Origin of the sequence: Aeromonas sp. 75A, assembly GCF_051919425.1 — a bacterium.
GTDB lineage: Bacteria > Pseudomonadota > Gammaproteobacteria > Enterobacterales > Aeromonadaceae > Aeromonas > Aeromonas veronii.
In genome coordinates, this window is record NZ_JBQBES010000002.1 from 4,334,554 (window position 1) to 4,360,634 (window position 26,081).

Sequence of the window (26,081 nt, forward strand, 5' to 3'; positions counted from 1 at the left end):
AAACAAAGTATTATATTGAAATTATCAATGGGTGTGATACTGAACATTAACGCTTTGAATGAACTTTCTCAGAGATATCCAAAGCGCAAACACAGGAGAAAGCAGGGCGTTTTCCTGTAGCAACACTCCCTTCAAAATCCCGTTCACCCGCTCCGCCAACGCATTCTGGTAACAGTCATACCCATCCGTCATCGAGCATTTCACCCCGTATCGTTCATGTAGTGACTGATACAGCCCAGAGCAATACTGCACGCCGCGGTCTGAGTGATGGATTAACTCCCCGCCGCCACGTCGTTGCTTCAGTGCTTTCTTGAACGCCATCGCAACCGACTCCGCGTGCATCCCTTCGTGCACGTGATGGCCCACTATCTTGCGTGAGTAGACATCCGTCACCAGGCTCAGGTACAGCTGTCCGCTCCTGGCGGGCAGATAGGTGATATCAGCGACCCAGACCTGCTCCGGGGCCACCGGCGTGACCTGCTCTGGCCCCGCCTTGAGCAAGTTGGGATGACGGTAGAAACGGTGAAAACTGTGGGTGGTCTTGTGATACGCCCGCTTAGGCTGCACCAGCAGGCGGTGCTCGGCCAATATCCGAAACAGCCTGTCACGCCCGACCTTGAGCCCGTCATCATCCTGACCCTGCAGCAGATAATGCAGCTTGCGAGTGCCGACCCGAGGTTGTCGCAGTCGAACCTGACGCACGAAGCGCACCACCTGCAATCCCTGAGCATGGCGCTCGTCGGCGACCCGATTGCGCTTGTAGTAAGCCTGCCGGCTTATCCCCAGAAACAGGCAAGCCCTGACAATGGTCAGTCTCTCGACTTGCCGCTGCGAGAGGACTTGCCGGGTCGCTTTTTTACGATGGAGACGCCGTAGTCATTCTTCAGTACATCGACGACGGCTTCAAAGAACTGGGCTTTCTGGCTCATCAGCGCCAGCTGTTGCTCGAGTTCCTTGATACGCTGCTCGGGCGTCTGGTTGTCGGGGTCAGGCATGGTGATGCTCCTGCCGGCACGAACAGAAGCCCCCTGGCTCCAATCTTGCCGACCATGTTTACGCAACCATACCAGAACGGTGGAGCGGCCCTGAATGCCATAACGCACCTGAGCCTGTTTGTAGGTGAGCTCGCCTTTTTCAATCTGCTCGACCAGTGCCAGTTTAAAAGTCAGCGAGTAATCGCGCTGTGTCCGTTTCACACCTTGTCCCATCGGGTTCTCCATTTATTGGGGGGATGGTGTAAACCATATTCAGGACGGGACAAGAGAAATAAAAAAGCCACACCGGTTGGTGTGGCTTTGTTTAGGGGTCACCCGGGTTGCTTAGGGGCGACCGGCCGGGCAGGTGGCCACGTTGACGGCGGCAGTGCTGCCACCATGACGACCTGATGTGCTCACCTCGTTGCGTACCAGCGGCGGGTAGTTAACCGGCTCACGGGCAGGCAGGGCAGGGGCTTCGGCAGGGGTTGCCATCGGGGCGGATGCTTTGCGGGCACGAGCCAGCAGGCCAGCACCGTGAGCTACCTGTTTGGTCACGACCGGAGTCTCTTCCACCACAACCGCAGCGACAGGTGCCGGGGCTTCGACAACAGCAACTGGCATTTCGACTGCAGCCGGTTCAGCTTCCACGACAGGAGTGCTGACAGCTGGGGCCTCTTCAACAACCTGAGCAGTTTCAACGACTTCAGTGGCAGCCATGTCGACAGCCTGAGCGGCGACAACGGCAACTTCTGGCGCTGCTGCAACCACGACTTCTGCGACAGCGGCAACAACCGGGCTAGCGATCTCATCGGCTTGAGTTGCGTCGACATGGGCAGCAGCCTGCTCGGCCGCTTCTTCAGCAACGGCTTCGACAACCACATGCTCGGTCAGTGCCGCAGAGGCTTGCAGGGCAGCTGCGACGGCTTCAGCGCTCGGGATGGTAACAACAGGCACTACCGGCTCTTCAACCTGCGCTTTGGCAATATCTGCCTGGGCTGCGGTGGTCAGAGTGGTGGTCTCTTGCTGTTCTTCGTCACGCTGGCTGCGGGCATCTTCGTTGATGCGCTTGCGGCGCTGACCTTCGATACGCTGGCTGCGCGGAGTGCGGCGTGAACGGCGTTGGCCTTCACTCTGCTCTTCCTGCTCGTTACCCACGGTGGCATCGATCACTTCAGCTTGCGCTGGTACTTCTTCAACCGGCAGGGCAGGGGTGTCAGCAGCGGCGACATCGACGCGGATCTGCTTGCGCAGTTGGCGACGTTCGCGGCGCTCGGCCACTTTCAGCTCTTTCTCCTGACGTGGCTGGACGGCAGCTGCATCAACGGTGTCTACCGCGTCAACAACGACTTCGGCGCGCGGCTCACGGGGAGCACGAGGTTCACGGGCAGGACGTGGCGCACGTTCCTGCCGCGGTTCGCGAGGCTCGCGCTCCTGACGGGGTTCACGTTCCATGCGTTGTTCGCTGCGCACTTCGCCACGAGCTTCACGCTCCTGACGAGGCTCGCGCTCTTTACGTGGACGGCGATTGCGGTTTTCACCAGCTTCGCGGTTGCCACCTTCACGCTTCTCGCCTGCTTCCGCATTGTTGCGGTTGCCACGATTGTCGTCACGACGAGGACGCTGACCACGGCCACGGCCTTCTTCGCGCTGGTGACGTTGACCTTCATCCTTGCGTGCTTCACGAGCTGCAGGTTTCTCGGCGGGAGCTTTCACGTCGGCAGGGGCTGCATCGCTGCTGAACAGGCCGGTAATGCCTTTGATCAGCTTGCTGAAGAAGCCGGCTTCGGCAGGGGCCGCAGCAACGGGAGCCGCCGGCTGTTGCGGCGCAACAGGGGCAGGTTGTGCCGGTTGGGCAAAGCCTTGCAGCAGCGGTTGCTCACGCTCGATCACCTGAGCTTGCTTCGGTTGGTAGACCGGCTTGGCAATCTCGGTTTTCAGCTCGTAGCTGGCCGCTTCCGGGATCTCGTTCTGACGAATGCGAGTCACTTCGTAGTGCGGGGTTTCCAGATGCTGGTTCGGAATGATGTAAACACGCACATCATTGCGCTGTTCCAGACTGGCGATGGCGGCACGCTTCTCGTTAAGCAGATAGGCGGCAACATCCACCGGCACCTGGCCGTGAACCTGCTCGGTGTTGTCCTTCATGGCCTCTTCTTCGATGAGACGCAGGATGGATAGGGCGAGAGATTCGTTGTCACGGATCACGCCCTGACCCTGGCAACGAGGGCAGATATGGCTGCTGGATTCGTTGAGGGAGGGGCGCAGACGCTGGCGAGACATCTCCAGCAGACCGAAACGGGAGATCCGGCCAAGCTGGATGCGGGCACGATCCTGATGAACCGCTTCTCGCAGACGGTTTTCCACTTCGCGCTGATGGCGAACCGGCGTCATGTCGATGAAGTCGATTACGATCAGTCCCCCTAAGTCGCGCAGACGCAATTGACGGGCAATTTCGTCGGCCGCTTCCAGGTTGGTTTGCAGCGCAGTCTCTTCGATATCGCCGCCCTTGGTGGCGCGGGAGGAGTTGATATCGATGGAGGTCAGCGCTTCGGTCGGATCGATAACGATGCTGCCGCCGGAGGGGAGGCGCACTTCACGCTGGAAGGCTGATTCAATCTGGCTCTCAATCTGGAAGTGGTTGAACAGGGCGACTTCACCCTTGTACAGCTTCACACGGTTGAGGAAATCGGGACGTACCAGTTCGATATGGGCCTTGGCGCGTTCAAAAATCACCGGATTGTCGATCAGGATCTCGCCCACATCGCGACGCAGATAGTCACGGATGGCACGCACGATGACGTTGCTTTCCTGGTGGATCAGCACCGGCGCAGCGCGCTCCTGAGAGGCTTTGTGGATGGAGTCCCAGTGGTTGAGCAGAACGTTCAGATCCCACTCCAGCTCTTCTGGCGACTTGCCCACACCTGCGGTACGTACGATCAGGCCCATGCCTTCCGGCACGGTCAATCCGCTCAGGGCTTCTTTCAGTTCAGTCCGCTCATCACCCTCGATGCGGCGGGAGATACCACCGGCACGGGGGTTGTTGGGCATCAGTACCAGGTAGCTACCTGCCAGGCTGATAAAGGTGGTGAGGGCTGCACCCTTGGTGCCACGCTCTTCCTTGTCGATCTGGACGATAACTTCCTGACCTTCGCGGACCACTTCTTTGATGTTGGGACGACCCTGATAGGAGTAACCGGAGGGGAAGTAATTGCGGGCGATCTCCTTCAACGGCAGGAAACCGTGGCGCTCGGCGCCGTAGTCAACAAAAGCAGCTTCAAGGCTGGGTTCTACGCGGGTGATCTTACCCTTGTAAATGTTCGCTTTCTTCTGCTCGTGTCCCGGACTTTCAATATCCAAATCGTAGAGCTGTTGTCCGTCAACCAGCGCTACGCGCAACTCCTCTTCTTGAGTTGCGTTGATAAGCATTCTTTTCATTGAGTTCTCATTATTGTGTCATTTTGATTTCCTCCATCTGGGTCCTGCCAGCGCCGGCCTCGGGTCTTCAGCATACTGGGGCAACCTCCCGGTTGGGGTATGCATGAGGCGCAAACTAAGGGCGTTCTGGTCATCACTTCTCGAGAAGGAATGAATAAGGATACCGAAATGGAGACAAATAAACGGTGATGTTTGTGTTCTCCATGCGTTGTACCTCGCACCCGGGAACCGTCATGTTCTTGTATACACGGTGTTTCGGGATTGGGTGGCATACTTTTTGGCCACTTAGTACAAGGCTTGAACACAATGACAAAACCTTGTTTATTATCCCATTTAAACCTCTTTTATAGCAAGGCGCCATTTTTCAACAAACCATGCAGCCAAGGGGCGCTGGCAGTGTTAAAATCCGCGCCATGACACAGATACAACAACAAGTGCAGCTGCTCACCATCGAAGCTGAGCATGACGGGCAGCGCATCGACAATTTTCTCAAGACTCAGCTAAAGGGCGTCCCCAAGAGCCTGATCTATCGCATCCTTCGCAAAGGCGAAGTGCGGGTAAACAAAAAGCGCATCAAACCGGAGTACAAACTCTGCGCAGGTGACGAGGTGCGGGTTCCCCCCGTGCGCGTTGCAGAGAAAAATGAGCTGCCTTCAGCCAACCTCGGGGTTATCCAGCGTCTGGAGAGCCAGATCCTGTTCGAAGACGATGCCATGATCGTGCTGAACAAGCCCTCCGGCATGGCAGTACACGGTGGCAGCGGCCTGAGCTTTGGCGTTATCGAGGGGCTGCGAGCCCTGCGGCCGGAAGCCCGTTTTCTCGAACTGGTTCATCGACTGGATCGCGACACCTCTGGTGTATTGCTGGTTGCCAAGAAACGCAGCGCCCTGCGCAGCCTGCATGAGCAGTTGCGGGTCAAGACCATGCGCAAGCAGTATCTGGCGCTGGTGCGTGGCAAATGGCAGGCTCACGTCAAGGTGGTCAATGCGCCGCTGCGCAAAAACGACCTGCAGTCTGGAGAACGGGTGGTGCGGGTCAGTGCCGATGGCAAGCCCTCCGAAACCCGGTTCCGTATCGTGCGTCAATTTGCCGAAGCGACTCTGGTCGAGTGCAGCCCCATTACTGGCCGTACCCACCAGATCCGCGTGCACACCCTGCATGCCGGTCACCCGATCGCCTGTGACGATAAGTACGGTGAAGCGGCGTTTGACGAGAAAATGCGCAGCCAAGGGCTAAAACGGCTCTTTTTGCATGCCTGGAAGCTCAGCTTCACCCATCCGGCCGATGGTCGCGAGATGCAGGTAGAAGCGCCGCTGGCACCTGAACTCGACAACTTCCTCAACGGCTTGCCACGCTGATGCAGGATATCCGGCTCGCCATTTTCGATTGGGACGGTACCCTCATGGATTCGGTGGGCAGGATTGTGGCCTGTGTGCAGGGGGCCGCCAGAGATTGTGAGCTGGCGGTTCCTGCACCAACCCAGATCCGGCAGATCATCGGATTGAGCCTTGATGTCGCCATGTCCCGTCTGTTCCCTTTAAGTAGTGGTAGTGGCAGTGCCTTTGATGAGCGCCAGATTGCCGCACTCATCGATCGCTATCGTCATCACTATCTGCACGATGCGACCCCCAGCCCGTTGTTTTCCGGGGCAGGGGAGTTGCTGCATGATTGGCGGTCACGAGGGCTGCAACTGGCCGTCGCGACCGGCAAATCACGCCGCGGGCTGGATCGGGTATTGGATGAGACCGGACTGCGCCCGTTGTTTGTAACCAGTCGCGGGGCCGATGAGGCTCGCTCCAAGCCTGATCCGCTGATGCTTGAGCAGATCCTGGACGAGCTGGGGCTGTCACCCCGGCAGGCGGTAATGATCGGCGACTCTGTTCACGATATGGCGATGGCCGAGGCGATCGCCATGCCGCGCATTGGCGTTACTTGGGGTGTAGATAGCCGCGATGTCCTCAGTCGTCACGGGCCTGTGGCGGTGGTGGATTCCATGGTGGCTCTTCGCGGGCTGTTATAGACGCCTCTCTTTTAAGAGACATCGATCTGATTGATAACAGAAGCCCGGTCTATTGACCGGGCTTTTTATATTCTCGTTCTAGCTTATCTATTCGTCCGCAATCAGGGCAGGGCAATACCGTGGCGCTCCAGCAGCTCGATCAGGCCGATCAGCGGCAGACCGATCAAGGCGTTAGGATCGCGCCCCTCCAGCCCCTTGAACAGAACGATCCCCATCCCTTCACATTTGAAGCTGCCCGCACAATCTAGGGGCAATTCTGCCTCTACATAACGGCGAATGGCGGCTTCATCGAGGTTGCGAAAATGGACGGTGAAAGGCTCCACCAGTTGATGAGCCTCACCGGTTGCGGCATTCACCACGCACAGCCCGGTGTAAAAGGTGACGCTGCGACCTTGAGCCGCCATCAGCTGGGCGATGGCATTGTCGATGGTGCCCGGTTTGCCGAGGATGTGATTATTGCAGACACACACCTGATCAGATCCGATGATCAAGCCGTGATCACGATGTTGGGCGACAGCATCAGCCTTGGCACGAGCCAGTCTTGCCACCAGCGCCTCGGCGGATTCGCCAGCCAGCGGGCGTTCATCCACATCGGGCGCGGCACATTCAAAGGGGAGGCCGAGCTTCTCCAGCAGGGCTTTGCGATAGCGAGAAGTTGAGGCGAGGATCAGATTCTGTGGCATAATCAGGTACCGATGAAAGCAAGTACCGGCATTCTAGGGACTTGTGACGTTAAAATCATCGGCGGTAAGGACTTTTTCCTTTGACTATCAGTTGTTGGACCTATATTATTCGCGCCCTATGCAAAAGGTGAAGTTGCCCGTTAAGGTTGATCCAGTCCGTAGTGCCTTGAAGCTACTCGATTACATCGGGATAGTGGAAAAGTCGCAGATGCCCAGGCTGGAGGAATCAACCGCTGGCTTGCAGAGTGATATCGATGTATCACTGCACTTTGGCAAAGATGTCCAGAAGTTGACCGTTATGAAAGGCACTGCCCATGCCAAGGTTGACCTGGTTTGCCAACGTTGCGGAGAGACATTCGAACACCTCTGTGAAGCTGAATTTATCTACACTCCGCTGTTCGAAAGAACAAACGAGGAAGAACTGCCGGAAGCTTATGAGCCCATTGAGTTGGACGAAAACGGCGAGATAGATCTTCATCAAATCCTGGAGGATGAACTCATCCTCTCGTTGCCTCAAGTCGCAATGCATTCTTTGGATGCATGCCCGAGAGGAAACATGGAGATGACCTGGGGTGAAATCGAACCTGCTGATGAGCGGCCGAATCCCTTTGCAGTTCTTGAAGAGCTTAAACGTAAGTGAATTTAGGAGTTAGCCTACAATGGCCGTACAACAGAACCGTAAAACCCGTGCCAAGCGTGGCATGCGTCGTTCCCACGATGCGCTGACCACCGCTGCCCTGACTGTTGATCAGACCAGTGGCGAAATTCATCGTCGTCACCACGTGACTGCCGATGGTTTCTACCGCGGTAAAAAGGTAATCGCTTAAGGATTGCCTTTGTCTACGCAAACTGTCGCGCTAGACATCATGGGGGGAGATATTGGCCCCTCGGAAACAGTGCCTGCCGCCGTGCAGGCACTGTCTCTTTTACCCCAGCTAAAACTGATCCTGGTCGGCGACCAGCACCAGACCTCCTCTCTGCTGCAGCAACATGGTTTGCTGAATCATCCCCGAGTCCGTTTCGTACATGCATCCCAGGTGGTTGGCATGGGCGATAAACCGATCGTGGCGCTGCGTACTCTGAAAGACTCCTCCATGCGGGTGGTACTCAATCTGGTGAAAGCCGGTGAGGCCGATGCCTGCGTCAGTGCCGGCAATACCGGTGCGTTGATGGCGATGGCCAAGTGCGTGCTCAAATCCCTGCCCGGGGTAGACAGACCTGCCCTTATCAAGGCGCTGCCCACATTGAGCGGCAAGCGCACCGTGATGCTGGATCTCGGCGCCAACGTCAGTTGCGATGCGGATACCTTGCTGCAGTTTGCCGTGATGGGCTCCGTCGTAGCCGAAAAGGTCGAAGGGATTGCATCCCCCCGTGTTGCCTTGCTCAACATCGGCGAGGAGGAGATCAAGGGCAATGATCTGGTACGCCACAGTGCCGAATTGTTGCGTCAGTGCCACGCGCTCAATTATGTCGGGTTCGTCGAAGGGGATCGCATCTTCAGCGGCGACAGCGACGTGATCGTCTGCGACGGTTTTGTCGGCAATGTCGCCCTCAAGACAGCAGAAGGGGTGGTGCGGATGATGGCCCAGCTGGCCGGATATCCCCGCAAGAAACGCACTTTTCTTGGCCGGATCGCCGGATTTATGTTCAAACGGCGTTTTTCTTACCTGAACCCCGACCAGTATAACGGGGCAAGTCTGTTAGGATTGCGCGGCATTGTGGTAAAAAGTCATGGGCGGGCCGAACGGCGCGCTCTGTGTAATGCGATCCTGCTGGCCGCACAAGAGGCCAAACATCAACTTCCACTGCAAATAGCAGATCGCCTTGAAGCTGTCTTCTCTGACAGGGATCTATAAGAACTCTATGCATAGCAAAATTCTGGGTACTGGCAGCTACCTGCCGAGTTCAGTGCGTACCAACGCCGATCTCGAGCAGATGGTTGAGACCAGTGATGAGTGGATCGTGGAACGCACCGGTATCCGTGAGCGCCGTATTGCCGGGGCTGACGAAACCGTTGCCACCCTCTCTTACCAGGCCGCCCTGCGCGCCCTGGATGCAGCCGGTCTGACCGCTGCCGATCTCGATATGATAGTGCTGGCCACCACCAGTGCTGAAAATGCCTTCCCGGCTGCCGCCTGCGAGCTGCAGGGGCTACTCGGTGTTCCGGGCATTCCTGCCTTTGACGTGGCTGCAGCCTGCGCCGGTTTCACCTACGCACTCTCCATTGCCGATCAGTTCGTCAAATCCGGCGCTGCCCGCCATGTGCTGGTCGTCGGGGCCGATGTACTCTCCCGCATGTGCGATCCACAAGATCGCGGCACCATCATCCTGTTTGGTGACGGGGCAGGGGCTGTGATTGTCGGTGCCAGCGAGACGCCGGGTATCCTCTCTACCCATCTTCATGCCGATGGCCGTTATGGCGAGCTGCTCAAGCTGCCTCATCCCCGTCGCGGCATGCCGGGTGCCGAGCTCGAAGCCTACATGTATATGAAGGGCAACGATGTCTTCAAGGTCGCGGTCACCCGTTTGAGCGAGATCGTAACCGAGACGTTGGCCGCTGCTGGCATCGAACCGAGCGAGCTGGACTGGCTGGTGCCGCATCAAGCCAACTTCCGCATCATCAGTGCCACCGCCAAGAAGCTGGGTATGAGCCTCGATAAAGTGGTACTGACCCTCGACAAGCACGGCAACACTTCTGCTGCGTCCGTCCCTGTCGCCTTCGATGAAGGGGTGCGGGATGGCCGGATCAAACCGGGTCAGCTGGTACTGCTGGAAGCCTTTGGCGGCGGTTTTGCCTGGGGCTCGGCGCTGGTTCGCCTCTGATCTTCGGCGGGATGGTGCGCCCATCATCCCGTCACCGATTTCATTTTTGTCTTATCTAAAAGGAATCAATGATGACCCAATTTGCCATTGCCTTCCCGGGACAAGGTTCCCAGTCCGTTGGCATGCTGGCCGAGCTGGCCGAACAACATGCCGTGATCAAGGAGACCTTCGCCGAGGCGAGTCAGGTGCTGGGTTATGACCTGTTTGCCCTGGTGATGAATGGTCCGGTTGAAGATCTGAACAAAACTTGGCGCACCCAGCCTGCGCTGCTGACAGCCTCTGTCGCCCTGTGGCGCCTGTGGCAACAGCAGGGTGGGGCAACGCCTGCCATGATGGCGGGTCACAGCCTGGGTGAGTACTCCGCGCTGGTTTGCAGCGGCGCACTCGATTTTGCCGATGCGGTCAAACTGGTCGAGCTGCGTGGTCTGGCCATGCAGGAAGCGGTACCGGAAGGCACCGGCGCCATGGCGGCCATCATCGGTCTGGATAACGAATCCATCGCCGCCAACTGCGAAAAAGCGGCAGAGGGGCAGGTGGTCTCTCCGGTCAACTTCAACTCCCCGGGCCAGGTGGTTATCGCCGGTCACAAAGAGGCCGTTGAGCGCGCCAACGTGCTGATGAAAGAGTCGGGCGCCAAGCGTGCGCTGCCGCTGCCGGTCTCCGTGCCGTCTCACTGCGCGCTGATGAAACCTGCCGCAGAAAAACTGGCAGCTGCGCTGGACGGGATCGAGATCAAGGTTCCAACTATCGCGGTCATCAATAATGTCGACGTATCCTGTGAACAGGATCCGGCCGCCATCAAGCAAGCGCTGGTACGTCAGCTGTTCAGCCCGGTTCGTTGGACCGAGACTGTCGAGCGGATGGCCAATGAGGGGGTTACCCTCGAGATCGAGATGGGACCGGGCAAAGTGTTGACCGGGCTCGCCAAGCGCATCGACAAGCGCGTGGAAGGTATTCACGCCAACGATGCAGCCTCTTTCGAGCAGGCGCTGGCCCAGATCAAGTAAACAGGAGCAAGAGATGAGCTTTACCGATAAGGTTGTGTTGGTGACCGGTGCCAGTCGTGGCATCGGCCGTGCGATTGCCGAAACATTCGTGGCCCGTGGCGCGAAAGTGGTCGGTACGGCGACCAGCGAGAGCGGTGCCGAGGCGATCAGCGCCTATCTGGGCGACAATGGTTGCGGCATGGCACTGAACGTGACCAGCCAGGAATCCATCGAAGCCGTCTTCGCCGCCATCAAGGCGCGCTTTGGCGACATCGACATCCTGATCAACAACGCGGGGATCACCCGTGACAACCTGTTGATGCGGATGAAAGATGACGAGTGGAACGAGATCATCGATACCAATCTGACCTCGCTTTACCGTCTGAGCAAACCGGTGTTGCGTGCCATGATGAAGAAACGTCACGGTCGCATCATCAGCATTGGCTCCGTGGTGGGAACCATGGGCAATGCCGGTCAGGTCAACTATGCTGCCGCCAAGGCCGGTCTGGTTGGTTTTACCAAATCGTTGGCGCGGGAAGTGGCATCCCGTGGTATCACAGTGAACGCGGTTGCCCCCGGTTTCATCGAAACCGACATGACCCGTGCCCTGAATGACGATCAACGTGCCGGCATCATGAGTCAGGTGCCTGCCGCCCGTTTGGGTGATCCAAAAGAAATTGCCGCAGCTGTGGTATTCTTGGCTTCTGATGAAGCAGCCTATATCACCGGCGAAACCCTGCATGTTAATGGCGGGATGTACATGGTGTAATCAATTTGTCGTGAGATCTGTTCAAATTTGCGATAGTACGCCGAAGTTTGGCACATTTCGTGGTTTGACCAGCGGCAAGCTACTTGCAAACTCACGTCAATTGAATAAACTACCCCAACCAGACGCAAATAGCGTATTTTTAAAGGAAAATTCAGGTCATGAGCAACATCGAAGAACGCGTAAAGAAAATCATCATCGAACAACTGGGTGTTAAAGAGGAAGACGTTAAGAACGCTGCCTCCTTCGTCGACGACCTGGGCGCTGACTCTTTGGATACCGTTGAACTGGTAATGGCGCTGGAAGAAGAATTCGATACCGAAATTCCTGATGAAGAAGCCGAGAAGATCACCACTGTTCAAGCGGCTATCGACTACATCACCGCTAATCAGGAATAAGTTCCTGTTCTGAAAGAAGCGGCCCAAGGGCCGCTTCTTTTGTATTTGTTCCTTTTCAAAACACCTCTCGGAGACTACCTCAGTGTCAAAACGCAGAGTCGTGGTGACCGGCTTGGGGATGCTTTCCCCGGTGGGTAACACTGCCGAATCCAGCTGGCAAGCACTGCTCAACGGGCAGAGCGGCATTTCTCTTATCGAACACTTTGATGCCAGCGAGTTTGCAACCCGCTTCGCAGGTCTGGTCAAGGATTTCGATCCCGAGCAGTACGGTATCAACCGTAAAGACGCTCGCAAGATGGATCTCTTCATTCAATACGGCATCGCGGCCGGTATGCAGGCGCTGGATGATTCCGGCCTGACCATCAATGAAGAGAATGCCGAGCGTGTCGGCGTGGCGATTGGCTCCGGTATCGGCGGTCTGGGTCTGATTGAACAGAACCACGAAAGTTTGGTCAACGGCGGCCCGCGCAAGATCAGTCCCTTCTTCGTTCCGTCCACCATCATCAATATGGTGTCCGGTCATCTTTCCATCATGAAAGGTCTGCAAGGGCCGAACATCGCCGTGACGACCGCCTGTACCACTGGTACCCATGCCATCGGCATTGCTGGCCGGATGATCGCTTACGGTGATGCCGACGTGATGGTCGCCGGCGGTGCCGAGAAAGCCTCCACCGCGATGGGGATGGGTGGTTTTGCTGCCGCCAAGGCACTCTCCAACCGCAACGACGAGCCGCAAAAAGCGAGCCGTCCGTGGGATAAGGATCGCGACGGTTTCGTGCTGGGTGACGGTGCCGGGGTACTGGTGCTGGAAGAGTACGAACACGCCAAGGCCCGTGGCGCCAAGATCTACGCCGAGCTGGTCGGTTTTGGTATGAGCGGTGACGCGTACCACATGACTGCGCCTCCTGCAGATGGCAACGGTGGTGCTCGCGCCATGAAAAATGCCATCAAGGATGCCGGCATTGCCCCCGAGCAGATTGGTTACATCAACGCGCACGGCACCTCCACCCCGCTGGGTGATGTGGCTGAACTGCGTGGCATGAAGTCGGTGTTTGGTGAGCACGCCAAATCCCTGATGGTCAGCTCCACCAAGTCGATGACTGGTCACCTGCTGGGTGCAGCTGGCGCCATCGAGGCGATCATCACTGTGCTGGCCCTGCGCGATCAGATTGCACCGCCCACCATCAACCTGGACAACCCGGATGATGAGTGCGATCTGGATCTGGTGCCTCATGTGGCCAAGCCAGGCAGCTTCGAGTACGCCCTTTCCAACTCGTTTGGTTTTGGCGGCACCAATGGCTCACTGATCTTCAAACGCGTATAATTTGCCGCAGGGCAAAGACACAGGCCCGATACTGCCGGTATCGGGCCTTTTTTATCGGAGGGATCCCTTTGCTTATCAATGGCATGAAGCTTGATACGATCTCGGCCCATGATCGGGGGCTGGCCTATGGTGACGGTCATTTCACCACCATGGCGGTCAGGGAGGGCCGCGTGTTGCAGTGGCCTGCCCATCTGGCACGGCTGCAGCTGGCTAACAACCGGCTGGGATTGGTTGAGCCTGACTGGGATCTCTTGACCCGGGAGGTTGAAGAGATGGTGGTCGACCAGTCACAATGCGTGGCCAAGGTGATCCTGACCCGCGGCGAGGGGGGGCGGGGCTATGATGGCAGCGGATGTCAACACACAACCCGGATTGTCACTCTGGCGCCATTTCCCACTCACTATGGCCAGTGGCAACAGGTGGGGATCGAGATGGTGGTGTGCCGCCAGCGGATTGGCGATGCACCTATGCTTGCCGGGCTTAAAACCTTGAATCGTCTGGAGCAGGTATTGCTAAAAAGCGAACTTGTCAGCCGGAATGCAGTCGAAGGGATAGTGCTTAACAGTCGCGGTGTTCTCATTGAAGGGGTCAGTGCCAATCTGTTTTGGCGTCGGGGCAAGACGGTGTTTACGCCCGATCTCGCCCGCGGTGGTGTCGATGGCATCATGCGCCGCCAGGTGATGGCGATGTTGAAACAGATGAGTATTGAGTTGCGTGTGGTAGAGGCTCCGCTGGAGTCACTATGGCAGGCGGAAGAGGTGTGGCTCACCAATACCCTGATGGGGATCGTGCCGGTCAATGGCATAGAGGATATTCACTATCCCCCAGCGGTATTGAGTCGCCGTTTACAGGAGCGTTTGGTCATTGAAGTTTAATCGGCTTTACACCCTGCTCGCGGGGGCGGCACTGACGGTAGCCGCTGCCGGGGGCTATGTACATTACAAATTGCAACAGGTAGAGACGCTCACCAACAAGGGGCCGACCCGGCTCTTTACGGTGGAGAAGGGCGCCCATGCGGCGCGCCTCATCGCCGAACTGGGGGAGGGGGAAACCAGCCCTTGGGCGGTGCGGCTCTGGCTGCGCAGCCACCCCGAACTGGTGGCCATCAAATCGGGCACCTACGAAATCAAGGAAGGGGCCCCTCTCAAGGAGACCCTTTCTCTGTTCGCATCGGGCAAGGAGTTTCACTTCAGCCTCACCTTCGTCGAAGGTTCCCGTTTCGAGGATTGGCAGAAGCAGCTCTCCAGCGCCCCATACCTTGAGCGATTGACCGTTGAGCAATCCGAAGCCGACTTGGCGCAGGAGCTCGGCATTGAGAATGGCAAGCTGGAGGGGTGGTTCTTGCCGGAAACCTACGCCTATACCACCCATGCCAGCGATCTCTCGATCTTGCGCCGCGCCCATCAGGATATGGAGACCTTCCTGCAGCAGAGCTGGGAAAAACGTCAGGCTAACCTGCCTTACAAAACGCCCTATGAGGCGTTGATCATGGCCTCCATTATCGAGAAAGAGACCGGTCAGCCGGACGAGCGGGCGCAGATCGCCTCCGTATTCGTCAACCGTCTGCGTTTGGGCATGAAGTTGCAGACTGATCCCACCGTCATTTACGGGGTGAAGGATCGCTACGACGGCAACATTCGCCGCAGTGATCTGACCGACAAGAATCCCTACAACACTTATGTGATCGACGGTCTGCCGCCCACGCCCATCGCCATGCCGGGCAAGGCCTCCATCGAAGCAGCGCTCAACCCCAAATCGACCGACTATCTCTACTTTGTCGCCAAGGGGAGCGGTGCTCACTATTTCTCCAAGACCCTCGATGAACACAATCGGGCGGTTCGTGAGTACATATTGAAGAAACCCTAATGTCTAAATTTATTGTGATCGAAGGATTGGAAGGGGCAGGGAAGAGCTCGGCCGTTCGTTATGTGACCGACTATCTGCAGCGCCACGGCATCAACCGGATCGAGTGCACCCGCGAGCCGGGTGGTACGCCACTGGCCGAGCGGATGCGGGCTATCGTCAAAGAGGTGCACGACGAGCGCCTCACCATCGAGGCGGAATTGCTGCTGATGTATGCCTCGCGGGTACAACTGGTGGAGACCCGCATCAAACCCGCGCTGGCCGACGGTGTCTGGGTGGTGGGGGATCGCCACGATCTCTCCTCCCAGGCCTATCAGGGTGGCGGCCGTGGTATCGATGCCCAGCTTATCGGAGCCATCAAGCAGGCGGTGCTCGGCAACTTCAAGCCGGATCTCACCCTCTATCTCGATATCGATCCCGCCCTTGGCTTGCAGCGTGCTCGCCATCGCGGCGAGCTGGATCGCATCGAACTGGAGCAACTGAGCTTCTTCGAGCGTACCCGAACTCGTTATCTCGAACTGGCCGCCAAGGATGATTCCATTGTGGTGATCGATGCGGCGCAAACGCCGGAACAGGTCAAAGCTGCCATCGAGCGTGCATTGGAGCACTATCTGTCGAACGAGCCGCTATGTATCCCTGGCTGATCCCCGACTGGCATGCCCTGAGCCAGACGGCCCAGTCCGGTCGTCTCGGCCACGCTTGGTTGTTGCTGGGCGATCCCGGTCTTGGCAAGGAGCAACTGGCCGAGCGGCTGGCACGTTTGCACCTTTGCCAGCAACCGGATCGCGGAGAGCCGTGCGGCCACTGCCACTCTTGCCAGCTGTTTGACAAGGGCAACCACCCGGATCTCGGCACCATAACTCGCGACAGCAAGACCATCGGGGTCGAGGCCATTCGCGAGATCTGCACCCGGCTACAGGGCTCTGCCCAGCTCGGCCGTGGCAAGGTGGTGATCATTCCTGATGCGGAGCGAATGACCGAATCGGCGGCCAACGCCCTGTTGAAAACCCTGGAAGAGCCGGCCGGCGACAGCTTGCTGTTGCTGATCGCTTCCCAGGTTTCCCGGTTGCTTCCCACCATTCTCAGTCGCTGTCACAAACATGTCTGTCAGTTGCCTGCGGAAGGGGAGACAGTGCGCTGGTTGGCCGAGCAGGGTCATCAGGCCACTCTGGCTCAGGTGCGGATCTGTCAGGGGGCCCCGCTGCGGGTACTCGACTATATCGAGCAGCAACAGGACGGTACTCGCCGCGAATTGCTGGAACAGTTTGTCGCCCTGAGTCAAAGTCCGGTCAAGGCGACGGCACTGTGCAGCCAGCTTGGTCAGGAGACGCAGGTCAGGTTGCACTGGTTGCAGCTCTTCTTGTGCGATGCCCTGAAAACCCAGGCCGGATGTGGTCACCATCAGCTGGCAATGCCTGATCTGGCCATCTTGAGTCAACGTTTGGCGGAGCAGCACTCCAGCGAAAAACTGCTGGAGGCAGAACAAGATCTGGTTGCCCTGAAAGCGGCATGCCAGCCGGGTCAGCTCTCCAATCCCACCATCCATCTGATGAACTGGCTCAGTCGCTGGTTATAAGTACCAACAAGCAGAAAGGTTTTATATGTTACTCGTTGATTCCCACTGTCATCTTGATCGCCTCAGCTATGGCAGCAAGCAGACCAGCTTGGCTGATGTACTGGCAAAGGCCGCGAAACTGGACGTGGGATATTTTCTCTGTGTCAGTGTGACTCAGGCACAGTTCCCGACCATGCTCGAGGCGATCGCTCCCTATCCCCAGGTATTTGCCTCCTGCGGGGTACACCCGCTCAATCAGGAACCCGGTGTCGATGCCGAGTTGCTGCTCAAGCAAGCTGCCGATCCACGGGTGGTGGCCATCGGTGAGACCGGTCTCGATTACTTTTACTCGCCCGAGAACAAGGACGTTCAGCAAGCCTCTTTCCGCGAACATATCCGGGTTGCGCGCGCGTTGAACAAGCCGCTGATCATCCATACCCGCGATGCCCAGCAAGATACCTTGCAGATCATGCGCGAAGAGGGCGCTGATCAGGTTGGCGGTGTGCTGCACTGCTTCACCGAATCCCTCGAAATGGCGCAAGCTGCGATGGCGATGGGGTTCTATATCTCCATCTCCGGGATCGCCACCTTCAAAAATGCGTCTGCATTGCAAGAGGTGGTCAAGGCTCTGCCCCTCGACAGATTGCTGGTCGAAACCGACTCGCCCTATCTTGCACCCGTGCCGCATCGGGGGAGGGAGAACGAACCCGCCTTTGTGCGAGATGTTGCCCAGTTTATTGCTGATCTGCGCCATATTCCGCTTAACGAATTGGCAGAAGCCACCAGCCGGAATTTCTTTGAACTCTTCAAGCTGGCGAAAAAATAATCCCCAAGCCCCGTTGCTCGGGGCTTTTTATATTTCAAATACCAAGCTGATTACCCACCTGAAAATCAACCTAGCACAACGTTATCTCTCACCTACCCAGTCAATTCAACTCGTTCATCCATACAAAACTGGGTGAATGATATTCCGATGTTTCGTTTTTTCACTGTGGTCGAAGGGTATTAAGCATCAGGCTATAAGTATCGATAATATTCATTATCGATACTTGATGTATGGGGAGGATCCTGTAAGATCCTCTCAAACTTCATATGAATCATAGAGTTCCGTGGCATATCCATCCTTGTCCAATCCAGCTCATCAGTCACTGCAGACTGTTTTTGATGCACAGCTAAATAGTCGGGCACGCCGCTTTTTGCGCAGTGCAAAAGCGGATTCCACACTCAATGCCTATCAGGCGGATACCCGTATTTTTGTCTTCTGGTGTCAATTGCACGGGCTGGATCCACTGCAAACCACCCATCACGACATCATGAATTTTCTCGCTGATCAGGCCGACGGCGTATTGGCCGACTGGATATGGCTGGATAAAGAGGAGGGGAAGGGAGAGCTGCGTGATGGCGAGCCTCGAAAACCGGCAACCCTGGTGAGACGGCTTGCCGGGATCCGTTATGCCTTCAAGCAGAAAGGCATTCATCCCATGCCCACCGAACATCCCGAAATCAAGGAGATGATGCGCGGCATTGTCAGGTTGGGGGATAACCGTAAACACAAAACCGGCGCCCTGACGCTGCAACCATTGACCCAGGTGCTGGATGGCATCGACACCGGTGATCTGGCTGGTTTGCGTGATCACACCCTGCTGCTCTTGATGTTCAGTGGCGCCTTGCGCCGCTCGGAAGCAGCCCGAATTGAGGTGAGCGATCTCGATTTTGTGGGGCAGGGGATCCGCCTTCGCCTCAAACCGAGCAAACATCAGCTGCATGAAACCGAGATCGCCCTGATCCCGGGCAAGCATTACTGCCCCGTCTCGGCACTACAAAAGTGGCTACACAAAAGCCGGATCAGCGAGGGGCCACTATTTCGGCGCATGAATCGTTGGGGTCAACTGATGGCCGAACCGCTCGGCCCTCAGGGCATCAATCTGATGATCAAGCGCCGAACCGGCCAAACCATTGACGATCTCTACGTCAGTGGCCACAGCCTGCGTCGCGGGTTCATCACCTCGGCGGTGACTGCCGGAAAGCCGATGAACAAGATCATTGAAGTCACTCGCCACAAGGATATGCGAACCCTGCAGGAGTACTTCGATGACGCCCACAAATTCTCCGATCATGCCCTTGATGGCTTGCTTTGACACAACTGCGTCACTTCATTTTTTATGTTAAATGATATCTTGTTGATCTGATGATATATTTGCCGTGCAGCCTGCAGCCCAAAGGGGAAGGGCCATCTTCCTATGGATAATGGCATGTGATGAGAGATAACAAATCCGGAAATGGAACATCGCAAGGACATATGAGCCAAGAAATGACAGTGCGTGAAGAGCAAGAGGCGGTGCCCCAAAACAATGCCGAGCGGCAGCGCCAACATGTAAAACGCAAGCAGGAGACCCATACCCGGCTGCAATGCTGGATCAGCAATCGCCACGCCGAACGATTGGCCGCACTGGGTCTTCATCTCGAAGACAGTCAGGCATCACTCATCGAGCAGGCGATCGATCTGCTCTACCAACATGAGCTGGGTAGAGAACCTCCGTTTGAAAACAGAGTCGCCACACAGGTCGAAGAGACCGTTGAATAGACACAAGAGTGAAGTAACAGCGATACGTGAAGAGATAAAAAAAGCCAGGTACGAATTCCTTGTACCTGGCATAGGGGAATTGGCTCCTTGCAGAGCCGTGCGCTAACTGGTGTTCGGATTGCCTTAAGCTTAGACAAGGCTCAAGGCTTTTCAAGATCCGAAGAAAAGTTCAACCAGAGTGTGGGTATTTCAGACTCGTTCAAGTGCTTATGCACCGAACGGCCCACTACGCATTGAACAGATTGTTGTCACGCACCAGCTCGCGGGGGAGGGCATTCTTGACCCGACTACCCACCCATTTCCCCATCCCCAGGGTATGTCCCTGATAGCGGACGATCACCTCGCCAGTGCCCGCATCCTGTTCTGGCCAGACGTCCCGCCCCATCATGAATTCCCGCGCATTGGCGCTATCAAGCTCAACCACGCCCTTGCTCGCTTTATCGCCATAGGCCAGTGCCCACTCATGAGTGAGGCGATAACCTTTCTTGAAGGTCTCGGCCAACTTGATGCCGATGCGATCGAAGCGCAGCTTGCCCTGCACCTCATCAAACAGCTGGGGGAAGAGCCAGATCTCGTCATTGCGGCCAAACAGTTGACCCTGCGGTGCCACCCCGAAGTTGGCTTCGATCTCGCGCAACATGGGTTCCGCCTCTTTGGCAGGAAGCGGCGCAAAAGGGAATTTACCCAGCTTGCCAGGCTTGAACATGGTGTTGGGCACCGAGTGATGCTTGCGCAATCTGGCGACGAAAAAGCCTTCACTATCGAAGATCTGGGGCCAAACGTGCAGGTATCCTTCGTATGTACAGGCCTGCTCTGCATGGGGGAACAGGTCTGCCAGCGAGTCAAAACTCAAGGCATCGCCAAACTTGTCCAGCAGGGATTGGCAGACCGCCTGATTCTCCTGTTCACTCAAGGTACAGGTGGAGTAGACCAGTACGCCACCCGGTTTCAAGGCATGGAAGGCACTCTCCAGCAGCCCCTGCTGCACCGCCGCGATCTCGTCGATGCTCTCGATACTCCAGTTGCGCAGTGCATCTTCATCCTTGCGCACCGTACCTTCACCGGAGCAGGGGGCATCGAGCAGGATGGCGTCGAAGGTCTCCGGCAACCACTGGCCAAATACCTTGGCATCAAAATGGGTCATCCCCACATTGGTCACGCCGCAGCGCTGGATATTGGCGCTGAGCACTTTCAACCGGCTGCTGGAAAACTCGTTGGCAACAAGCATTCCCTGATTGTTCATCAGAGCCGCGATCTGGGTGGTCTTGGAGCCGGGGGCCGCCGCCGCATCCAGCAACATGCCATCCGCTTTGATCTTGTCGCTGGCAAAGAGTGCCGTCACCGGCAGCATGGAGCTCGCTTCCTGAATGTAGAAGAGCCCGCTCAAGTGCTCGGCGGTGTTGCCAAGGGGGACAGTTTCATCGCTGCGGGTCAGCCAGAAGCCGGTATCACACCAGGGCACAGGGTCGAGCTGCCAACCCAGTGGCTCCATCAGGGCGACGAAATCCGAGACGGCTATCTTCAAGGTGTTGACCCGAATGCTGCGGCGCAGCGGACGTCGACAACTGGCCACAAAGTCTTCCATCGAGAGATGGGCCGGCATGATGGCCGCAATGTGGCGTAAAAAGTAATCGGGAAGGAAGGTGTTGTCGTGCACTGTGCCGTCTCGTTGACCGAAAAAGAGGGGCGATATCCTACCACAAGGCTAAGAATATTCTGAATCTGAACCCTATCAACAAGCACCGGAATATAAAAAAGCCCGGCACAGTGCCGGGCTTTGATGAGATACAAAGGGAAGAGATCAGGGCTGGATACGCGGACTCCACTCCAGCCACTCTTTCTCGGCCTTGCCGTAGAGGGGATAGCTGTGTCCTGCCTTGACGGTTGGACCCATCTCTTTCTCCGGCGTATTGAAAGCAATGCCGCCGGCCAGCAGGCTCTGTACTGTCTCGACTTCTATGGTACCCCCGGTCAGGCCGATATCCGCCTTGACCCCGGAGACATTCCAGAAACGGGAGTTGGCCCGCACCAGATGGGCATACTCCTGATCGACGTTAACGTCGATCACCACCTCGCTACCATCCCGAGCCAGCGCCACCCTGGTGACACTGCCCACCACCATCTTGCGAAACAGCAGCGGGCTGCCGACGCTCAGGCCATTGACGGAGGGGCTCTTGAGGGTCAGTGCCAGACCCAAAGGGCCGACCTGACTCAAGGGGAAGCGATCTTTGCCAGCGCCTTTACCCGGTTGTGCCTCTACAAATGCCCCCTTGATCAGGGTATCGAGGTGCGCAACGCCGCCTAATCCCAGCTTGGCTTGCACCAGAGTAAAGCGGGCGCCGGACTGCAGGAAACGCTCGGCATAGTGGCCATCGAGTTCCGCCTTGAAGATCACCTGACCCAGTGACGGCTCCAACTCGATCTCTTCAATTTTGCCGATATCGACACCGCGATAGCGGATCGGGCTGCCAATCCCGAGCCCCGGATTGCTCTCTGCCACCAGTGACAGCTGGCGCACCTTGGCCTTGGCTTGCTCCCTGGAATCGAACAGTTGATGACTGCTGCGGCCATTGGCCAGCCGATCGAACTCGATGGCACCGCGCAGCAAGGTACCGAGGTTGCCCACCTTGACCTGCACCCCATCGACCCGCACCTTGGTGTCGATGGCCGGTTTTTTCCAGAACTGGGGTTGCTGGGCGAGGAGGGGAGCATAGACCCCATCAATCTCGAGTTCGATCTCGACCCCCTCTTTGGCGGCGCGTAGCTGTTTGACCTTGCCCGCTTCCAGCCCCAGATAGAGCACAGGCGAGCCAATGCCAATGCCATCGGCCTGATCTGCTTTGAGCAACCAGCGCTGGGGCTTGGCATCACGGGTGCCGAGTAGTGCCAGCTCCTGACTCGGGTAGAGACGGTTAATCCGCTCGCCACTGCTGGCTTGTACCAGCTTGATCCCGCCCCCCAGCCAAGCACTGGCCGGACTGGTTTCTACTTTGATGCCACTCAGATCGGCATCAATCTGCAACGGGGCGGCGCGATAGAAGCGAGCACGATTGAGCAGATGGCCATAATTTGGCGCCATCACCAGCTCGATGCTTGCATTGCCACGCGTATCCAGGGTCAGCTGGCTGATGCGGCCTACCTGTAATCCCTTGTACCAGACCGGCGCATCCTGATTCAGTCCAGCCAGATCGTCGGCCTGCAGCGTCACTTTGGTGCCGCTCTGGGGGGCGCGATCGGTCAGGGTCATCTTCTGTGCCGGTTTGCCCACCACATAGTCGAGACGAATGGCAGGGCCGGAGAGCAGGCGATCCGCATGCTGCACGCCGATCGCGGAGAGGGAGACGCTCTCCCACACCAGTTGACTCTTGTCGGTAATGCGATAAGCCTGCTCCGGGTTGATCAGCGCTGTGACCATCCGGCCTTTATCGGTAAGCCGAATGGGGTCGATACGACCGATCTCGATCCCCTCATAGAGGATGGGCATCCCCTCCTTGACCGGAAGATCGCCAGCCGCAATGTCGATACGCTCGCCGCGCGCTGCTTCCGCCAGCCCTTTATAAAGGACGAAAGTCTGTCCCTTCTCAGGTTTCGGTGAATCTTTGGGCGAGTCAAAGGCAATGCCGCCGCTCAGGATGGAGGTGAGGCTGCCAGCCTCCACGCTCACCCCGGCCAGACTGAAGGAGCCCTTGATACCGCTGATATTCCAGAAGCGGGTATCGGCTTTGACCAGATGTTCGAAACGTGGCTCGATCACCAGATCCAGAATGACGTTCTGGTTGTCCTGACCCAGACGGGTATTGATGACGCTGCCCACCTCGATACCGCGGAAATAGAGCTTGGCGCCAATCCCAACCGAACCCAGCGAATCGGCGGTCAGGTGCAGCATGCGCCCCTGAGCCTGATAGCCGGGAGGAGGGCCCTCCAGTGCATCGAAGGTCTCCTCCAGCGGATTGCTTTCACGCCCCGGTTGCAGGTTGATGTAGTTGCCGGAGACCAGGGTATCGAGGCCGGAGATCTCGGTGAGCGACGCCTTGGGGCTCACCAGCCAGAAGTCGGATCCCTTGCGGATAAGCGGTCTGGCACGGCTGTCAATCTTGGCCATCACCGCAATCTTGCGGCCATCTTCAGCCAGCTCCAGCTCTTGCACCACGCCGATGGCCACCCCCTGATAACGAACCTGGGTTTTACCCGGCAAGATGCCGTTGCCCTGGGCGAAGTTGATCTGGATAAGCTGGCCACGGCTCAATACCTGCTGATAGAGAAAGCCACCTGCCAGCAGCAGGGCTATCAGGGGTAACAGCCAGACCGGCGATAACCAGCGGCGCTTTTCGATGACGGGTTCAGCCCCGATCATAGTGACTCCTTATTGGCTGGATTAAACAGCGCATCAGACAAAAACAGAGAAATCATTAACGGGCCGCCTTGTCCCACAGTAAACGGGTATCGAGCATGCGGGCCGACATCATGGTCAGCACTACCACACCGGCAAAGGCGGTGGCTCCGGGGCCTGCGCGGACACTCAGCAGCACACCCCGATCGACCAGTGCCACCATCAGCGAAATCACGAACAAGTCCAGCATCGACCAGCGACCGATAAAATCGATCACCCGATACATCACCAGTTGGCGCTTGCGCCGCACCGGTTTGGCCCGCTGCAACTGCCAGCAGATCCAGCCCAGCCCCAATATTTTTCCCACTGGCACCAGTATGCTGGCGGTGAGAACTATGGTGGCAATCCCGCTCATTTTGCTGCGATAGAGCATCATGATACCGCTGAAGATGGTATCTGACTGCAGTAACCCCTTGTTGTAGAAATGGGTAATGGGCAACAGATTGGCAGGCAACAACATGAAGGTGGCGAGCGCCAGCAAGCCCCACGACCAGGCGAGGGAGCGGGGAATGCGCACCTGCAATTTGCTGCTGCAACGGGGGCAGACTGCCCCGGCTTGATAGCGCACCAGCAGACCGCAGGTATGGCAGCGGCAGAGCCCCATCTCACGGGCACTGGTCATGTTCCGGCTCCTTTAACGGGATCCGCGCCCAGTAGGGGGCGGGGTCAAACAGGATCAGCAGGGTCATGTTGAGCAGCATCAAAATACCGAGGCTGAGCAAGCCGCCACCGAGGCGCACATCGGCGATGTCGATCAGTTTGAACAGGGCAACCAGCAGGCTGACGATATAGACCTCCAGCATGGCCCAGTGGCGAAACACCTCGACCAGCTTCAAAGTGACGGGAAGAATGTGCCAACGTTTGGCCAGACCCGAAGCCAGCACAAAGATCCCCGCCAATAATCCCACTGGCGCCAACACGGCGCACCAGAGCACCAGGCTGGCCACCCACCATTCGCCCTCGCCAAACAGCACCAGAATACCGCGCAGCAGGTCGGCGTCGGTATTGACCCCAGCCAGGCGCAGATAGATCAGCGGTTCAAAAAAGGCGGAGGGCAGCAGCAGAAATCCGGTGATGGTCAGGGCCATCAACTGGGAGGGACGAAAGGCATAACGGCCATAGAGATGTTGGTGACAACGCGGGCAGTGGGCATGGCGACGCAGCGGCAGTGCTTTGCGCTGGATCAGCAAGTCGCACGCCGGACAGACAATCACGGAACCGGGCTCCATCATACAATTCAACCTGTTGAAGCAATTGGTGAAATTTACCCTAAAACCGGTTCCCTGTCTTGCCTGCCTCCTTAATGTTACGAAAGTATAATTGACGTTAACGTAAACGTGATATTAGATGTTCAAACCAGACAGATGAAAGGAGTCATGATGTCCAGTTTGCCCCCCTCGGCAGGGCTGCGTTTTCGCACCGCTCTTGCCAACGAAAAGCCACTACAGATCGTCGGCACCATCAACGCCTATATGGCGCTGATGGCCGAGCGCAGCGGCTTTCAGGCGATCTACCTCTCGGGGGCCGGTGTCGCCAACGCCTCCTACGGCCTGCCGGATCTCGGCATGACCTCCCTCAACGACGTGCTGATCGATGCAGAGCGGATCACTGCTGCCACCCGGGTGCCGCTTCTGGTTGATATCGACACCGGCTGGGGCGGGGCATTCAATATCGCCCGCACCATTCGCGCGTTCGAGCGAGCCGGGGTTGCCGCCGTCCATATGGAAGATCAGGTGGCCCAAAAGCGCTGCGGCCACCGTCCCAACAAGGCGGTGGTCACGCTGGAGGAGATGTGCGATCGCATCAAGGCAGCAGTGGATGCCCGCGAGAATAGCGAGTTCGTCATCATGGCCCGCACCGATGCACTGGCGGTGGAGGGGATGGAGTCTGCTCTTGAACGCACCGCTGCCTATGTGGCCGCCGGTGCCGACATGATCTTCGCCGAAGCGGTGACCGAGCTTGCCCAGTACGACCAGTTCAAGCTGGCGGCCAAAGTGCCGATCCTCGCCAACATGACCGAGTTCGGTAAAACCGAGCTGTTTGACAAAGAGTTGCTCGCCGCCCACGGGGTCGACATGGTGCTCTACCCGTTAAGCGCCAACCGCGCAGCCAATCAGGCCGCCCTCAACGTCTATCAACATATTCGCCAGGATGGTCATCAAAGGGCCGTCGTGGAGACCATGCAGACCCGGGAGTCACTCTACGACTTCCTCGGATATCACCACTACGAGCAGACACTGGATCGTCTGTTTACAGCCAAGGAATAGGAGGCAGCTT

Annotated in this window: 24 protein-coding genes and 1 pseudogene; 18 read left to right on the plus strand and 7 right to left on the minus strand. The window is 57.4% G+C overall.

Annotation, left to right across the window (positions count from 1 at the left end; all coding sequences use genetic code 11):
- Positions 1–117: 117 nt before the first annotated feature.
- A pseudogene (locus tag ACTG2T_RS20085) lies at positions 118–1,208 on the minus strand (IS3 family transposase); the annotation flags it as partial.
- Between the two features lie 111 nt (positions 1,209–1,319).
- Positions 1,320–4,412, minus strand: coding sequence for a ribonuclease E (gene rne / locus ACTG2T_RS20090; RefSeq protein WP_330124212.1), 3,093 nt, complete (start codon positions 4,410–4,412; stop codon positions 1,320–1,322).
- Between the two features lie 413 nt (positions 4,413–4,825).
- Between rne and rluC the strand changes: the two genes are divergently transcribed.
- The gene (rluC, locus tag ACTG2T_RS20095; protein WP_005351815.1) at positions 4,826–5,770 is read left to right on the plus strand and encodes a 23S rRNA pseudouridine(955/2504/2580) synthase RluC; all 945 of its coding nucleotides are present in this window, start codon (positions 4,826–4,828) and stop codon (positions 5,768–5,770) included.
- Positions 5,770–6,432: an HAD-IA family hydrolase gene (locus ACTG2T_RS20100; protein ID WP_330124213.1), complete on the plus strand. Its 663-nt coding sequence runs from the start codon at positions 5,770–5,772 to the stop codon at positions 6,430–6,432. Before rluC ends, ACTG2T_RS20100 begins: the two co-directional genes overlap by 1 nt.
- Before the next feature lie 101 nt (positions 6,433–6,533).
- Here ACTG2T_RS20100 and ACTG2T_RS20105 read toward each other — a convergent pair whose 3' ends face one another.
- The gene (locus ACTG2T_RS20105) at positions 6,534–7,115 is read right to left on the minus strand and encodes a Maf family protein (protein WP_330124214.1); all 582 of its coding nucleotides are present in this window, start codon (positions 7,113–7,115) and stop codon (positions 6,534–6,536) included.
- Between the two features lie 118 nt (positions 7,116–7,233).
- Here ACTG2T_RS20105 and yceD point away from each other — a divergent pair, with 118 nt between their 5' ends.
- The 15 genes from yceD to ACTG2T_RS20180 all read left to right on the plus strand — a co-directional run bounded on the left by yceD (position 7,234) and on the right by ACTG2T_RS20180 (position 19,414).
- Positions 7,234–7,755: a 23S rRNA accumulation protein YceD gene (yceD, locus tag ACTG2T_RS20110; RefSeq protein WP_013723766.1), complete on the plus strand. Its 522-nt coding sequence runs from the start codon at positions 7,234–7,236 to the stop codon at positions 7,753–7,755.
- Between the two features lie 19 nt (positions 7,756–7,774).
- Positions 7,775–7,942: a 50S ribosomal protein L32 gene (rpmF, locus tag ACTG2T_RS20115; RefSeq protein ID WP_005300935.1), complete on the plus strand. Its 168-nt coding sequence runs from the start codon at positions 7,775–7,777 to the stop codon at positions 7,940–7,942.
- A 9-nt stretch (positions 7,943–7,951) separates the two neighbouring features.
- On the plus strand, positions 7,952–8,971 hold the full coding sequence (gene plsX, locus ACTG2T_RS20120; RefSeq protein WP_005351844.1) for a phosphate acyltransferase PlsX: 1,020 nt from the start codon (positions 7,952–7,954) through the stop codon (positions 8,969–8,971).
- 7 nt (positions 8,972–8,978) lie between these two features.
- Entirely contained in the window at positions 8,979–9,938 is a 960-nt protein-coding gene (locus ACTG2T_RS20125) for a beta-ketoacyl-ACP synthase III (RefSeq protein ID WP_040065495.1), read from the plus strand.
- 71 nt (positions 9,939–10,009) lie between these two features.
- Positions 10,010–10,945, plus strand: a complete 936-nt coding sequence (fabD, locus tag ACTG2T_RS20130) for an ACP S-malonyltransferase (protein ID WP_111901117.1) — start codon at positions 10,010–10,012, stop codon at positions 10,943–10,945.
- Between the two features lie 13 nt (positions 10,946–10,958).
- The gene (fabG, locus tag ACTG2T_RS20135; protein ID WP_005351850.1) at positions 10,959–11,693 is read left to right on the plus strand and encodes a 3-oxoacyl-ACP reductase FabG; all 735 of its coding nucleotides are present in this window, start codon (positions 10,959–10,961) and stop codon (positions 11,691–11,693) included.
- Positions 11,694–11,851: 158 nt separating this feature from the next.
- Positions 11,852–12,088, plus strand: a complete 237-nt coding sequence (gene acpP, locus ACTG2T_RS20140; protein ID WP_005300909.1) for an acyl carrier protein — start codon at positions 11,852–11,854, stop codon at positions 12,086–12,088.
- 82 nt (positions 12,089–12,170) lie between these two features.
- Complete coding sequence (gene fabF / locus ACTG2T_RS20145) at positions 12,171–13,412, plus strand: beta-ketoacyl-ACP synthase II (RefSeq protein ID WP_330124215.1); 1,242 nt, start codon at positions 12,171–12,173, stop codon at positions 13,410–13,412.
- Between the two features lie 68 nt (positions 13,413–13,480).
- Positions 13,481–14,287 carry an aminodeoxychorismate lyase gene (gene pabC / locus ACTG2T_RS20150; protein ID WP_330124216.1) on the plus strand — a complete coding sequence of 269 codons (807 nt, stop codon included), beginning with the start codon at positions 13,481–13,483 and terminating at the stop codon, positions 14,285–14,287.
- On the plus strand, positions 14,277–15,278 hold the full coding sequence (gene mltG / locus ACTG2T_RS20155) for an endolytic transglycosylase MltG (protein WP_330124217.1): 1,002 nt from the start codon (positions 14,277–14,279) through the stop codon (positions 15,276–15,278). The genes pabC and mltG overlap by 11 nt, the downstream gene beginning before the upstream one ends.
- Positions 15,278–15,919 (plus strand): dTMP kinase, encoded by a 642-nt coding sequence (gene tmk / locus ACTG2T_RS20160; protein WP_139429135.1) that lies wholly within the window; start codon positions 15,278–15,280, stop codon positions 15,917–15,919. Before mltG ends, tmk begins: the two co-directional genes overlap by 1 nt.
- Positions 15,904–16,851 (plus strand): DNA polymerase III subunit delta', encoded by a 948-nt coding sequence (gene holB / locus ACTG2T_RS20165; RefSeq protein WP_042011462.1) that lies wholly within the window; start codon positions 15,904–15,906, stop codon positions 16,849–16,851. Before tmk ends, holB begins: the two co-directional genes overlap by 16 nt.
- 25 nt (positions 16,852–16,876) lie before the next feature.
- Entirely contained in the window at positions 16,877–17,656 is a 780-nt protein-coding gene (locus ACTG2T_RS20170) for a TatD family hydrolase (RefSeq protein WP_201956806.1), read from the plus strand.
- A gap of 370 nt (positions 17,657–18,026) precedes the next feature.
- On the plus strand, positions 18,027–18,968 hold the full coding sequence (locus ACTG2T_RS20175) for a site-specific integrase (RefSeq protein WP_330124218.1): 942 nt from the start codon (positions 18,027–18,029) through the stop codon (positions 18,966–18,968).
- A 161-nt stretch (positions 18,969–19,129) separates the two neighbouring features.
- Positions 19,130–19,414 carry a RepB family protein gene (locus tag ACTG2T_RS20180; RefSeq protein WP_100653771.1) on the plus strand — a complete coding sequence of 95 codons (285 nt, stop codon included), beginning with the start codon at positions 19,130–19,132 and terminating at the stop codon, positions 19,412–19,414.
- Between the two features lie 226 nt (positions 19,415–19,640).
- Here the strand turns inward: ACTG2T_RS20180 and rsmF are convergent, their stop codons facing one another.
- From rsmF to ACTG2T_RS20200, 4 genes are all read right to left on the minus strand, one after another.
- Positions 19,641–21,071 (minus strand): 16S rRNA (cytosine(1407)-C(5))-methyltransferase RsmF, encoded by a 1,431-nt coding sequence (gene rsmF / locus ACTG2T_RS20185; RefSeq protein WP_330124219.1) that lies wholly within the window; start codon positions 21,069–21,071, stop codon positions 19,641–19,643.
- 144 nt (positions 21,072–21,215) lie between these two features.
- On the minus strand, positions 21,216–23,768 hold the full coding sequence (locus ACTG2T_RS20190; protein ID WP_330124220.1) for an MlaD family protein: 2,553 nt from the start codon (positions 23,766–23,768) through the stop codon (positions 21,216–21,218).
- A 55-nt stretch (positions 23,769–23,823) separates the two neighbouring features.
- Positions 23,824–24,426 (minus strand): paraquat-inducible protein A, encoded by a 603-nt coding sequence (locus ACTG2T_RS20195; RefSeq protein ID WP_005333132.1) that lies wholly within the window; start codon positions 24,424–24,426, stop codon positions 23,824–23,826.
- Positions 24,410–25,036: a paraquat-inducible protein A gene (locus tag ACTG2T_RS20200; RefSeq protein ID WP_330124221.1), complete on the minus strand. Its 627-nt coding sequence runs from the start codon at positions 25,034–25,036 to the stop codon at positions 24,410–24,412. The genes ACTG2T_RS20195 and ACTG2T_RS20200 overlap by 17 nt, the downstream gene beginning before the upstream one ends.
- Positions 25,037–25,183: 147 nt before the next feature.
- On the opposite strand from ACTG2T_RS20200, the gene prpB reads away from it, so the two are divergent.
- The gene (gene prpB / locus ACTG2T_RS20205; protein WP_330124365.1) at positions 25,184–26,071 is read left to right on the plus strand and encodes a methylisocitrate lyase; all 888 of its coding nucleotides are present in this window, start codon (positions 25,184–25,186) and stop codon (positions 26,069–26,071) included.
- Positions 26,072–26,081 lie beyond the last annotated feature (10 nt).

Excerpts from the sequence above, each read along its gene's own strand:
- rne (WP_330124212.1), bottom strand. The coding sequence starts at position 4,412 with ATGAAAAGAATGCTTATCAACGCAACTCAAGAAGAGGAGTTGCGCGTA.
- rluC (WP_005351815.1), top strand. The coding sequence starts at position 4,826 with ATGACACAGATACAACAACAAGTGCAGCTGCTCACCATCGAAGCTGAG.
- ACTG2T_RS20100 (WP_330124213.1), top strand. The coding sequence starts at position 5,770 with ATGCAGGATATCCGGCTCGCCATTTTCGATTGGGACGGTACCCTCATG.
- ACTG2T_RS20105 (WP_330124214.1), bottom strand. The coding sequence starts at position 7,115 with ATGCCACAGAATCTGATCCTCGCCTCAACTTCTCGCTATCGCAAAGCC.
- yceD (WP_013723766.1), top strand. The coding sequence starts at position 7,234 with ATGCAAAAGGTGAAGTTGCCCGTTAAGGTTGATCCAGTCCGTAGTGCC.
- rpmF (WP_005300935.1), top strand. The coding sequence starts at position 7,775 with ATGGCCGTACAACAGAACCGTAAAACCCGTGCCAAGCGTGGCATGCGT.
- ACTG2T_RS20125 (WP_040065495.1), top strand. The coding sequence starts at position 8,979 with ATGCATAGCAAAATTCTGGGTACTGGCAGCTACCTGCCGAGTTCAGTG.
- fabD (WP_111901117.1), top strand. The coding sequence starts at position 10,010 with ATGACCCAATTTGCCATTGCCTTCCCGGGACAAGGTTCCCAGTCCGTT.
- fabG (WP_005351850.1), top strand. The coding sequence starts at position 10,959 with ATGAGCTTTACCGATAAGGTTGTGTTGGTGACCGGTGCCAGTCGTGGC.
- acpP (WP_005300909.1), top strand. The coding sequence starts at position 11,852 with ATGAGCAACATCGAAGAACGCGTAAAGAAAATCATCATCGAACAACTG.
- tmk (WP_139429135.1), top strand. The coding sequence starts at position 15,278 with ATGTCTAAATTTATTGTGATCGAAGGATTGGAAGGGGCAGGGAAGAGC.
- holB (WP_042011462.1), top strand. The coding sequence starts at position 15,904 with ATGTATCCCTGGCTGATCCCCGACTGGCATGCCCTGAGCCAGACGGCC.
- ACTG2T_RS20170 (WP_201956806.1), top strand. The coding sequence starts at position 16,877 with ATGTTACTCGTTGATTCCCACTGTCATCTTGATCGCCTCAGCTATGGC.
- ACTG2T_RS20180 (WP_100653771.1), top strand. The coding sequence starts at position 19,130 with ATGAGCCAAGAAATGACAGTGCGTGAAGAGCAAGAGGCGGTGCCCCAA.
- ACTG2T_RS20190 (WP_330124220.1), bottom strand. The coding sequence starts at position 23,768 with ATGATCGGGGCTGAACCCGTCATCGAAAAGCGCCGCTGGTTATCGCCG.
- ACTG2T_RS20195 (WP_005333132.1), bottom strand. The coding sequence starts at position 24,426 with ATGACCAGTGCCCGTGAGATGGGGCTCTGCCGCTGCCATACCTGCGGT.
- ACTG2T_RS20200 (WP_330124221.1), bottom strand. The coding sequence starts at position 25,036 with ATGATGGAGCCCGGTTCCGTGATTGTCTGTCCGGCGTGCGACTTGCTG.
- prpB (WP_330124365.1), top strand. The coding sequence starts at position 25,184 with ATGTCCAGTTTGCCCCCCTCGGCAGGGCTGCGTTTTCGCACCGCTCTT.